Below are 10,604 nucleotides of genomic sequence, written 5' to 3'. Positions count from 1 at the left end.
TTTCAACGTTGCTTATTAACATTCCTCCATCCATAGAGAACATTAAAGCGTTTGTTCAAAACCTTTTAACGTTGCTTATTAACGTAAAAACGTAACTGGGGGTGTACGGGTGTAGGAGTGTAACGGACTCCAGTATACGCGGGATGGAGTTTGAAGCAAGAACCTCGGTTAAGAAATATTGACCAACCCAAAATCTTTGTAGAGACGCGCTGTTTGAAGCGTCTCTACATTCTTAAAATCGAAGCAAAAAATCCTATCCCTTGCAGTATTTATTACCTACACTCTTATAACTATTCTTGAGATTCCATCACCTCAGCAGTCTTATCCCTATCCAACTTGAGAATCAACACACCCAAGGGTGGTAAACATAAATCAAACGAATAAGGCCGATTGTGCATTGACCAATTATCAGTCCATTTACCACCTAAATTACCCATATTGCTACCACCGTATTTCCGCGCATCACTATTGAATAACTCGGTATAAAATCCGGCTACTGATACACCAATACGATAGTGGGAATGGGGTTGGGGGGTGAAGTTGCAAACCACGACTACAAAATCTTCAGAGTCTTTGTCTCTACGGATGAACGACACGACGCTGTGACGGTTATCGCTACAATCAATCCACTCAAAACCTTCCCTGCCAAAATCTAGGGTATACAAAGCTGGTTCGCTGCGGTAGAGATGGTTTAGTTCTTTGAAAAATTCTTTGAGTTGTTGGTGGGGTTCATACTGCAACAAATGCCATTCTAAATCAGCCCACACATTCCACTCACTCCACTGCCCAAACTCCATGCTCATGAACATGGTTTTCTTACCTGGGTGAGCAAACATATAAGCAAACAAACAACGCACGTTAGCAAATTTTTGCCATTTGTCACCTGGCATTTTGCCGATGATGTTGCTCTTACCATGCACAACTTCATCATGAGACAGTGCCAGCATGAAGTTTTCGCTGTGGTGATACCACATACTAAAAGTAACATTGTTCTGATGGAACTGACGGAACCAGGGGTCCATGCTGAAATAGTCCAACATGTCGTGCATCCAGCCCATGTTCCACTTTAAGTTAAAGCCCAAACCACCAGTGTAGGTCGGCCAAGAAACCATCGGCCAAGCTGTAGATTCTTCAGCGACAGAGACAACACCAGGAAAATAGCTAAAGATTAGGTGGTTAACCTGACGCAGAAAATCAGCTGCTTCTAAGTTTTCTCTACCTCCATATTGGTTAGGAAGCCATTCGCCTTCTTTGCGGCAATAATCGAGGTAAAGCATAGAAGCAACCGCATCAACGCGAATTCCGTCAATGTGGTATTTATCAAACCAAAACAGAGCGTTTGCAACTAAGAAATTGCGGACTTCGTTGCGTGAGTAGTTAAATACCAAAGTTCCCCATTCTTTATGTTCACCTTTGCGGGGATCGGCGTGTTCATAAAGGTGAGTCCCATCAAAGAAAGCTAAACCATGACCATCTTTGGGGAAGTGACCAGGAACCCAATCTACAATCACGCCAATATCGTTTTCATGGCACTGGTCAACAAAATACATAAAATCATCTGGGCTACCGTAACGGGAAGTAGGAGCGTAATAGCCTGTGACTTGATAACCCCAAGAACCATCAAAGGGATGTTCTGCGATCGGTAACAATTCTATGTGAGTGTAGCCCAAATCTTTGACGTAGGGAATCAACCTGTCTGCTAATTCTCGATAAGTCAGAAAACGCGCACCAGTATTGAGTTCGGAAACAGCAACTACTGGCTCGGTTTCCCCATTCGGAAGTTGGGGTGGTTCCGCACTAGAAGCGTGTAACCAAGAACCTATATGTACTTCGTAAACTGAGACGGGTTGAGTCAGAGGATCAGTGTGACGTCGCTTTTCCATCCAGTCTTCGTCGTTCCACTCATAGCTATCTAAGTCAGCGACAATCGAAGCTGTTTTGGGACGGGGTTCTTGTTGGAAACCGAAGGGATCAGATTTTTCGTAAATATGACCTTCTATATTTTTGATTTCATATTTGTAATTTTCTCCTACCCCAACTTCAGGAATAAACAATTCCCAAACTCCAGTTTGTCCTTTACGCATCTGGTGTTGGCGTCCATCCCACTTGTTGAAATCGCCTAGCAGTGAAACGTTACGCGCATTGGGCGCCCAAACGGCAAAATAAACCCCTTTAACGCCATTTACTTCTGTGGGGTGCGCTCCCAATTTTTCGTAAATGCGGTGATGGTTTCCTTCAGCAAACAAGTGTAGATCAAATTCAGTCAAACGGGGAGAACGGAAAGCATAAGGATCATAGATGACTCGTTCGTGTTCCCCTTCTTTGATTTTGAGCTGGTAGTTTGCTAATTCTTTTGTTTCGATCGCGCATTCAAAAAAATGAGGATCATGTACGCTATGCATTGGGTATTCTTTTCTTTCTTCGGGAAGAAGCACCCACGCTTCGCTAGCATTGGGTAGGTAGGCTCGCACAGCCCAAACAGTTTTGCCATTTGCTTCTACAAGATGGGAACCCAATATTTCAAACGGATCTTGATGCTGATTCCAAACGATACGGTTTACTTGTTCAGGGGCAATCATGGTCATAGACATGGAGCTACCTACGTTGGTTGAATAAAGTGGTTAAGTAAATCTGCTTTTTTAACTTCTATATATTATTCTTTACATTTATTTGCAATTTTGTCTTGATGTCATCGTGAATTTGGGGATCGGGGAAAGGGGATTCTCCAGAGGAGACGCTTCGCGTAGACGCGTCAGCGGCTTCTCATAGAGTACGGGGATCGGGGATCGGGGGGAAGGGAGTGTGGGGAGTAATGTAGAGACGCGATTCATCGCGTCTGGGAGTGTGGGAAGTGTGGGGAGAATTATTTGACAAGTCTGTTCCCGATCCCCAATCCCCGATCCCCGATTCCCGATCCCCAATTGACTAAATCAATGTATCCAAAAAAGGGAAAAGCTGGAATAATGCTCTACGCAGTCTCAGCAAAAAGATATTTTCTCTGATTTTAGGACTTAGTTTTGGTGGTGGGGTTTGTTGCAGTTGGGCTTGCAGTTGTGCATACTCCGCAGCAGATAGAGATTTGCCGTCAATGGGCGATCGCGCTGCTAATATAATTTCTGTTCGTAATATTTCTTCTGGTATGTCTTCTGGCGGTGGTAATGCTATTACTTTTGCTCCTTGATAACTAGTAAAACTTACCACAATGCTACTGATAACTATCAAATAAATGTATTTTCTATTTTTCATTTTTATGAATTTTTGATTTTTTATTTTATTTATTTAATTTGAAGCGGGAAACCCCAAATACGAATAAAATCATCCCTAAATTGAGTTGATGTTGGAAAGCTCCAGCCTCAGCAAAGCAGGTTGGGGTATTTCACTGCTAGACAGTTTATACCACAGCTGCCGTCCGACTTGTATATATTGATCAATTGCCCAAAAAACAACCGATGCAACTTGAGTGCATCGGCCAGAAAAATATTTTGGAAATTGGGACTTGACATTTCGCTCATGCTAATGCAGAGGCTTGGGGTTTGGCAAAGATCATTCTTCCGGCGGATGTTTGCAAGGCGCTGGTGACAACTACCCGCAATTCACCACCGACATAATTACTACCTTCTTCGACTACGACCATTGTGCCATCGTCTAGGTAGCCGATTCCTTGACTGGGTTCTTTACCTTCTTTGAGAATCTTCAGGTCAATGTTATCGCCTGGTAAGTAAGTTGGACGTACAGCATTAACTAAATCGTTAACGTTTAAAACAGGGACTTTCTGCACACTGGCTACTTTGCATAGGTTGTAGTCATTGGTTAGGAGTGTAGCATTGATTTCTTGGGCAAACCTGACTAACTTCGCATCTACGGTTGTGATATCGTCGTAGTCTATTGAGTTAATCAAAATGCGATCAGGGTAAACTGTTTTAATTCGATTGAGAATTTCTAGTCCCCGTCTTCCCCGTACGCGTTTTTGATCTTTGCTTGCATCTGCTACTTGTTGCAGTTCTTGCAAGACAAATTGGGGTACAAGCAACTGTCCTTCCAAAAAGCCAGTTTCGAGAAGTGTTTCAATCCGACCATCAATAATGCAGCTAGTGTCTAAAACCTTGGTGCTAGCTGGTTTAAGTGTTCCTTCTACCACCAGTGTTTCTACAGTGTTGGGATTAATTAACCGCAACAAACCACGCCCGTGGGTGTCAGCCAGATTCATGCCAGTATAAGCCAGCACAATACTACCAACAACTGCTACCAGTGGCTTAATAAAAAAGCTAAAATCGGCGGGAATTGGTAGCAAAAATAGAGGTGCTAACATGAGATTCGCGATCAATAACCCAATGACCAGACCGATCGCACGGGTTAAGATGATTTCAAATGGCATTTCCCGCACTTGGCTTTCTAGGCGGCGATAGGCTGTCTGAAATCTCAGTCCGACTGCGCCGCCAATAATAGCGGCAAAAGCAGCAAAAACCAAGCGTAGAGCTTCTATGTTTGTGACCCGATCCAGCGCTCCATCTGGCAGCAACTCGATACTGTAGAAACCTACCCCCGCCGCTGCTAGGATGAATGAGAATATGATAATTGCATCAAGCATAATAGTGCTAATTTCCTGCAACAGTTTTAATCGATAGGTAAAGTATTTTTATCTCATCGCTAGAAGCGATTTAATATATTTACGCTCATAATAGAGGTTGAGAATGACAACATCTGCAATCATTATAACTAAAGATTTTTATGCTCTATTATTGCCATCTTTTTCGTGAAAAACGATAAAAATTTGTTAATAAATAACTAGAAATAATTAAAATAAAATGCTAACCCCAACAGTAATGTCAGTAAGGATTTTACCCCTTGCCTGATATATTCTGATCTTCTGTGTTTTACTTAACTTATTAATTTTCATGTTTTGTAATTTTAATAATCTTATTTTAATTTTTACTCAAAATGGTACAAAAAGATATAGTTTCAGCCATTCCAACTTCTGCGTACGTACATATTCCTTTTTGCAGACGCCGATGTTTTTACTGTGATTTTCCGATCTATGTTGTCGGCGATCGCTTGCGTGGTGAAACATCTAATGCTATATCTCAATACGTAGAGATTCTTGGTCAAGAAATTGCCATTGCTCCTGTTTTTAGCCAATCTTTGCAGACAATCTTCTTTGGTGGCGGTACTCCCTCACTGTTATCTGTGCAACAATTGCAACATATATTATTGGCGTTAGAGCAAAAGTTTGGTATTGCTCCTGGGGTAGAAATTTCGATGGAAATAGACCCAGGTACGTTTGATTTAGCACACATTCAAGGCTATCGTAGTGCAGGCGTTACGCGTGTCAGCTTGGGTGTACAAGCCTTTGATGCAGATTTATTGCAAGCTTGTGGGCGATCGCATTCGGTTACTGATATTTACAAAGCCGTAGACTTAATCTCACAGGTAGGATTCCCTGAGTTTAGTATAGACTTAATTTCCGGATTACCCCATCAAACCTTGGATAGGTGGCAAGAGTCATTAGAAAAAGCAATTGCTATAGCACCGACACATATATCTATATATGACCTAACCATAGAACCAGGAACAGCCTTTGGTCGTTACTACAAAGGGGGTATTCATCCCCTACCAACAGATGAAACCACAGTCAAAATGTACCAAATGGCGCAGCAAATCTTAACTGGTGCAGGTTATGAACATTATGAAATTTCCAACTATGCCAAAGTTGGACACCAATGTCAGCATAATCGAGTTTACTGGCAAAATCGCCCTTATTATGGCTTTGGTATGGGTGCAGCTAGTTATATCGCAGGGAAAAGATTTACTCGTCCACGTAAAACTAAAGAATATTACCAGTGGGTGGAAGCTGGTTGTGTAATTGATTGTGAAGTGACATCAGCAGATGAAATTTTGTTAGAAACCTTAATGCTGGGTTTACGTTTAGCAGAAGGTGTAAATTTAGCAGTGCTAGTAGAACAGTTTGGCGAAAAGAAAATAGAAGAGATTGAAAAATGTTTACAACCGTACTTCCAAAAAGGCTGGATTAAACTTGAGGGAGAAAAATTGCGTTTGAGTGACCCCGATGGATTTTTGTTTTCTAACGTGATTTTGTCAAAGTTGTTTGCGGAATTGGGGGGATAGGGGATCGGGGATTCTCCAGAGGAGACGCTTCGCGTAGACGCGTCAGCGGCTTCTCATAGAGTACGGGGATCGGGGATTGGGGATTGGGGATTGGGGATGGACGTGGGGACAAGAAGAAATCGCCTTGAAGTTTGAATGTTAAGTCTTAAAGCTTGAACATTAAGTCTTAAAGTTTGAACGTTGAGGTTTAACTCTAGTAGGACTAGCCCTTTCAAGGTGACTCATAAAATCTCTTTTTTCCTCTCTGCGCTCTCTCTCTTGAAAAGCTTTGAAGTTCCCTCCGGGACGCTGCGCGAACGGAGGAAACCTCCGCTCAAACTTTTCGCTGCGTTCTCTGCGGTTTAAAAGTTATTTATTTAACCGCAGAGGCACAGAGAACACAGAGATAAGAGCTTACAGAGGAGTTGATTGTTGAGAATTTTGCTCCACCTTGAAAGGGCTGACCATTGACACTTGACCATTGACCAATGACTACTTTTGCATTGTAATTGCGATCGCTTCTTCAAGTTGTTGCTGCGGGAGAGTGGTTAAAATAAATACTTCTTGTACAGTTTTACCGTGACGTGCAATTAATTTAAACCCACCACGAATGGGAACAGATACCCGTAATTGCAACTTTGGACTATGACCTTTTACCCGTCCAATTTGTCCTGGTGTGATGGTTTGGATTCCATCTAGTTTGCACAGACGTTCGAGGATGGGAATAAGTCCAGGAATATGAGTTGAGTGATTCCAAACTAATCTGCCATCTTTAACAGGTGTTGCTTTGCGGGTGTCTGAGGTGGGTTTTGTCATAAATTTTACGCTGCTTCCAAAGGAGCCATTGTTAAACCAGCTCGACGTAATTGCTGATGGTAAAGTTCGGCTGGTTCTTGCGGCCCAGTCCAAACAATGGCTTGCCCCTCATAGTGTACTTGATTAGTGAGATCCCAAGCGCGATCGCCAGTCATTCCCGGAATATACTTGACCAAGCACTCTGCAACGTGCTGAAAAGTATTAAAATCATCATTTAAAACAATGACTTTGTAATTTGGATAGGTCTTACGGGTAACTTGAGTTGACCGTTCAGGAGCTATAGTTGGTGTCGCTGCCATCCCGTAAACAGCTGCTGAAAGTCTGGTAATCATAAAATTAGTTAACCAACAGGTCTTTACAAAACTACACTACAATTAACAGTTTAGTCTATAGTCAAGAGTCATTAGTCATTAGTCATTTGTTTTTTGTTTAAAGTAATGACCAATGACCAATAAATATTGTACAGACGCGATTAATCGCGTCTATTTCCAATCTTCCCAATTTTGATTGAAAATTGAGGTATCGGGGAAAGCGGTGGGGTTGCCGTTTTTCTTAAGTAGTTGTTGCAATTTTAGTAATTGCGGTTCTGCTTTGGGCAAATCATCAACAAGTTGGTAGGGTGCAACGTTGTTTTTCAAGGCGAAAGCTACTGTAGTTCCCGCAGCAGCGCCAGCAGACCATTCAAAGGAGTGTACCCGGTAGGCTGCTGCTGCAATGTGACTGGTAGCAATACTTTTACCCCCTACGAGTAAATTATCAATTTTTTGAGGGATCATTGCCCGCAGAGCAATTTGAAAGGGATAAGCTTGACCCGCACCACGCCTTTCTCCTGGACGTTCTTGATTTCCGGGTGCTTCTGGTGGACTTTTCACCATGCAAGGATGGAAGTCGATCGCATAATGTCCAATACCGATAGAATCGGCGAAAATAGTTGAACGAGTTCGTCGCGCTACGTTTTCGGGACGCTGTTGACCTGAAAGTACTGATAAAGCTTCCAAACCTGCTAGGGTAGCTTTCAAGCGACGATATTCAGCAGGTGATAGGGTTGTGCGGTAATACTCATCATCGTAATTGCGACGAGAAATATCAACTTCCCAAATACTAAAACCTTCCGGCGCACCCCAACTAGGACGACCAATGATCCGTCTTCCTTCGCGCATATAGGGGTATTTTGACAAACCGTGCGCTGTTCCCATGGGGGAATTTAACCCGGAAAGAAAGCGATTGTTTGTGTGTTGTTGCTTGACGCCATTTCCTAATTGGGAATCTGTAGTCCCTGCTGTCAACCAGTAATAATAACCAAAAGCATTTTCCTCACCTCTACGCAAGGTTTCTACACGTAGTCCACCCATCCAACCACCAGGGTTAAGCTGTCCGGTGGCTTTGAGTTGTTCGCGAGTATAAATTAGATTATCTTTGGCGGTTCCGGGACGGTAGTCATTTCCCCAAGTCCAGTTTTGCATGGAGATGTCTCCTGGGGTGGGAGCCGTAAAAGTTACGCCGCCAAATTTCGTTTCTTCACCTTTTTTCGGACTCCAAATCCGACGGTAAGTAAATACTAAAGGAAAGCTGGCTAGTCGTTTCAATTCATAACTGTAATAGGGTGAATACTGCATGTAGAATGGAGGCATGGTTTGTGGTTGTGGTTCCTTGGTTGCCTCCATTGCAAAGGTGTAAGTAAAGCCTTGAGTGCAGTAGGGATCGTTAGTTGCACTAGAAGATGAAGGCTCTAAATAAGAACGTGCATCGATGCCTAGACGATAGGGAACATCAGCAAGACCAATTATTTCTCCAGTTTCACTGGCATCTACAATATACCAGTTAGGGATATTGCCTTTTTGTGCTTGTTTAGGAGCAAGGCGAATAATAGTTTTGGTAAAGCGGGAAGAATTTAGATAGGCATAAGCATCTTGAATGCTCTGAGATAAGGTAAAAGTATTAAGTGGGGGAGCATTGGGTGCTGGTTTATGTTGGATGGCGATCGCATTATTAATGATTTTCCCATTAGAACTAATATCTAATTCTTTAATGACTGTATTTGGGAACCATTGCAATTTGCCTTTTCCCTGTTTTTCCGCATCTTTGAGCATGGAATTCAAAATTTGATGTCCATCTTTGGGCATAAAACAGGAATCACTTACCCAACAATCACCAGGGTTGAGTTTGCCGTATTTACGTTCAATTCGTTTTCGCAGTTCTAAGTAACCGCGAGAGTAGTATAACTTTGCTCGTTGGGTTGGTCGTTCGTCAAGTGCCGAAGTTCCTTGAGCCGAAATTTGTCCTCCTAACCAATCGGTAATTTCTGTGAGACAAACTGTTTTCCCAGCTAGTAAACCTTCGTAAGCAGTCGCAACACCAGAAAGCCCACCACCGACAACAAGAATGTCACAATTTACCGTTTTGTCGGGTGTTCTGGGTGGTGCTGCAATTACAGCATAAGGTGCAATCAAACTAGAAATGAGAGTCAGACTAATTAAAGAGGTGTGGTGACAAGAGATTAGGTGTTTACGTTTCATGTTAAATTCGATTCCGCTCAACTCCTCGATCACGGCTTGTTAACCTGGAATTAAAATTCAGGCTCAAAGCAGAAACCCGTTACAATCGGTTGAATGTAGAAGCCGGAAATTTATTTCACGGCTAATTTTGCAAGTAACATTCAACCGCTACGGGTATCCAAAAATGACAAGCCGCGATTTTATTTTACTTTCGCTACGTACTTTATCAGTTCTTGATGACAGATAGCCCAGATTTCCCAGTTTTATACGTGGTTGAGTTGAGCCGCCAAGGTTCGCGTTGCTAAGAAAATAATGGAGTGGAATATTATAATAAGGCGATACTCTGTAGGAGTAGCTACCGCGATCGCGTAGCGTGACCAAGAGTTCATCACGCATACAACCATGAATGTACAACTTGTTAACTCCCTCGTGGAAGTGGTACTAAACCTCTCCCCCGAAGAGCAAAAACTTTTTCAAGAAAAGCTTAGTAATAAGCATTTAACGTTACGAACCAGTAAACCTAAAACATCAGAAGAAAGATTGTTACTTTGGCAGGATTGGATAGACACAGCGCCAAAAAGCTATGCCAACCTTTCTAATGAAGCTCTGCGGCGAGAAAATATCTATGATGATGAAGTATGACCGATTATCTATTAGATACTAATATCCTGTTGCGCTCTAGGGATATAGCTTCACCCGATTACAATCTTGTTGATTGCACAATCAGGTATCTAATATCTAACAACCATCGATGTTTGATTACATCTCAAGTTTTAATTGAATTTTGGGTTGTAGCCACCCGTCCCGTTGCTGTAAATGGATTGGGATGGACATCAGAAGAAACCGAACGAGCAGTACAAATGCTTATAAATCAGTTTGAGTGGCTGGAAGAAACACCAGATATATTTCGCATTTGGTTGAACCTCGCTACAACTCATAGGATATCAGGGAAGCGCACTCACGATTTACGCATACAAGCAGTAGTGCTTGCCCATAACATCAGTCATATTCTGACTTTAAACCCATTCATACTTTGTAGAAGTTAAAGGAATTACTATCGTTCATCCCAAGAGCATAAATAGCTAGAGTTTTGACAGTAAACCATCTGAAGCAAGTTTCACACCTCCATTTTCATCTTTGCTAGTCTGTATCAGTGTTGTCTATGATAATCATGCTGGTAATCTGCAAACT

The 10,604-nt window shown here is 42.3% G+C and carries 9 protein-coding genes; 3 read left to right on the top strand and 6 right to left on the bottom strand.

The window, feature by feature from the left end:
- Positions 1 to 290: 290 nt before the first annotated feature.
- The 3 genes from glgB to B4U84_RS11180 all read right to left on the bottom strand — a co-directional run bounded on the left by glgB (position 291) and on the right by B4U84_RS11180 (position 4,588).
- The gene (gene glgB, locus B4U84_RS11195) at positions 291 to 2,585 is read right to left on the bottom strand and encodes a 1,4-alpha-glucan branching enzyme (protein ID WP_131118884.1); all 2,295 of its coding nucleotides are present in this window, start codon (positions 2,583 to 2,585) and stop codon (positions 291 to 293) included.
- Between the two features lie 340 nt (positions 2,586 to 2,925).
- Complete coding sequence (locus B4U84_RS11185) at positions 2,926 to 3,246, bottom strand: hypothetical protein (protein WP_131117829.1); 321 nt, start codon at positions 3,244 to 3,246, stop codon at positions 2,926 to 2,928.
- A gap of 262 nt (positions 3,247 to 3,508) precedes the next feature.
- Positions 3,509 to 4,588, bottom strand: coding sequence for a PIN/TRAM domain-containing protein (locus B4U84_RS11180; protein WP_017313266.1), 1,080 nt, complete (start codon positions 4,586 to 4,588; stop codon positions 3,509 to 3,511).
- 350 nt (positions 4,589 to 4,938) lie between these two features.
- Between B4U84_RS11180 and hemW the strand changes: the two genes are divergently transcribed.
- Positions 4,939 to 6,123 (top strand): radical SAM family heme chaperone HemW, encoded by a 1,185-nt coding sequence (gene hemW / locus B4U84_RS11175; protein WP_131117826.1) that lies wholly within the window; start codon positions 4,939 to 4,941, stop codon positions 6,121 to 6,123.
- 471 nt (positions 6,124 to 6,594) lie between these two features.
- Here the strand turns inward: hemW and B4U84_RS11170 are convergent, their stop codons facing one another.
- The 3 genes from B4U84_RS11170 to B4U84_RS11160 form a co-directional block, all read right to left on the bottom strand.
- Entirely contained in the window at positions 6,595 to 6,918 is a 324-nt protein-coding gene (locus tag B4U84_RS11170; protein WP_017313268.1) for a DUF2103 domain-containing protein, read from the bottom strand.
- Positions 6,919 to 6,923: 5 nt separating this feature from the next.
- Positions 6,924 to 7,250 (bottom strand): ATP-dependent Clp protease adapter ClpS, encoded by a 327-nt coding sequence (clpS, locus tag B4U84_RS11165; protein WP_017313269.1) that lies wholly within the window; start codon positions 7,248 to 7,250, stop codon positions 6,924 to 6,926.
- A gap of 150 nt (positions 7,251 to 7,400) precedes the next feature.
- Positions 7,401 to 9,434 (bottom strand): FAD-dependent oxidoreductase, encoded by a 2,034-nt coding sequence (locus B4U84_RS11160; protein WP_044448635.1) that lies wholly within the window; start codon positions 9,432 to 9,434, stop codon positions 7,401 to 7,403.
- A gap of 381 nt (positions 9,435 to 9,815) precedes the next feature.
- On the opposite strand from B4U84_RS11160, the gene B4U84_RS11155 reads away from it, so the two are divergent.
- Together B4U84_RS11155 and B4U84_RS11150 are read left to right on the top strand one after the other, a co-directional pair.
- Positions 9,816 to 10,055: a hypothetical protein gene (locus tag B4U84_RS11155; protein WP_044448633.1), complete on the top strand. Its 240-nt coding sequence runs from the start codon at positions 9,816 to 9,818 to the stop codon at positions 10,053 to 10,055.
- Positions 10,052 to 10,459: a PIN domain-containing protein gene (locus B4U84_RS11150; RefSeq protein ID WP_242677603.1), complete on the top strand. Its 408-nt coding sequence runs from the start codon at positions 10,052 to 10,054 to the stop codon at positions 10,457 to 10,459. The genes B4U84_RS11155 and B4U84_RS11150 overlap by 4 nt, the downstream gene beginning before the upstream one ends.
- The last annotated feature ends 145 nt before the right edge of the window (positions 10,460 to 10,604 follow it).

It is taken from the genome of Westiellopsis prolifica IICB1 (assembly GCF_004323185.1).
In the GTDB taxonomy this organism is placed as follows: domain Bacteria; phylum Cyanobacteriota; class Cyanobacteriia; order Cyanobacteriales; family Nostocaceae; genus Pelatocladus; species Pelatocladus prolificus_A.
Note: the sequence above shows the minus strand (reverse complement) of the source record. Positions and strands in the feature narration are given on the sequence as shown.

Coding starts and splice junctions, on each gene's coding strand:
- glgB (WP_131118884.1), bottom strand. CDS start 2,585: ATGACCATGATTGCCCCTGAACAAGTAAACCGTATCGTTTGGAATCAG.
- B4U84_RS11180 (WP_017313266.1), bottom strand. CDS start 4,588: ATGCTTGATGCAATTATCATATTCTCATTCATCCTAGCAGCGGCGGGG.
- clpS (WP_017313269.1), bottom strand. CDS start 7,250: ATGATTACCAGACTTTCAGCAGCTGTTTACGGGATGGCAGCGACACCA.
- B4U84_RS11185 (WP_131117829.1), bottom strand. CDS start 3,246: ATGAAAAATAGAAAATACATTTATTTGATAGTTATCAGTAGCATTGTG.
- B4U84_RS11150 (WP_242677603.1), top strand. CDS start 10,052: ATGACCGATTATCTATTAGATACTAATATCCTGTTGCGCTCTAGGGAT.
- hemW (WP_131117826.1), top strand. CDS start 4,939: ATGGTACAAAAAGATATAGTTTCAGCCATTCCAACTTCTGCGTACGTA.
- B4U84_RS11155 (WP_044448633.1), top strand. CDS start 9,816: ATGAATGTACAACTTGTTAACTCCCTCGTGGAAGTGGTACTAAACCTC.
- B4U84_RS11160 (WP_044448635.1), bottom strand. CDS start 9,434: ATGAAACGTAAACACCTAATCTCTTGTCACCACACCTCTTTAATTAGT.
- B4U84_RS11170 (WP_017313268.1), bottom strand. CDS start 6,918: ATGACAAAACCCACCTCAGACACCCGCAAAGCAACACCTGTTAAAGAT.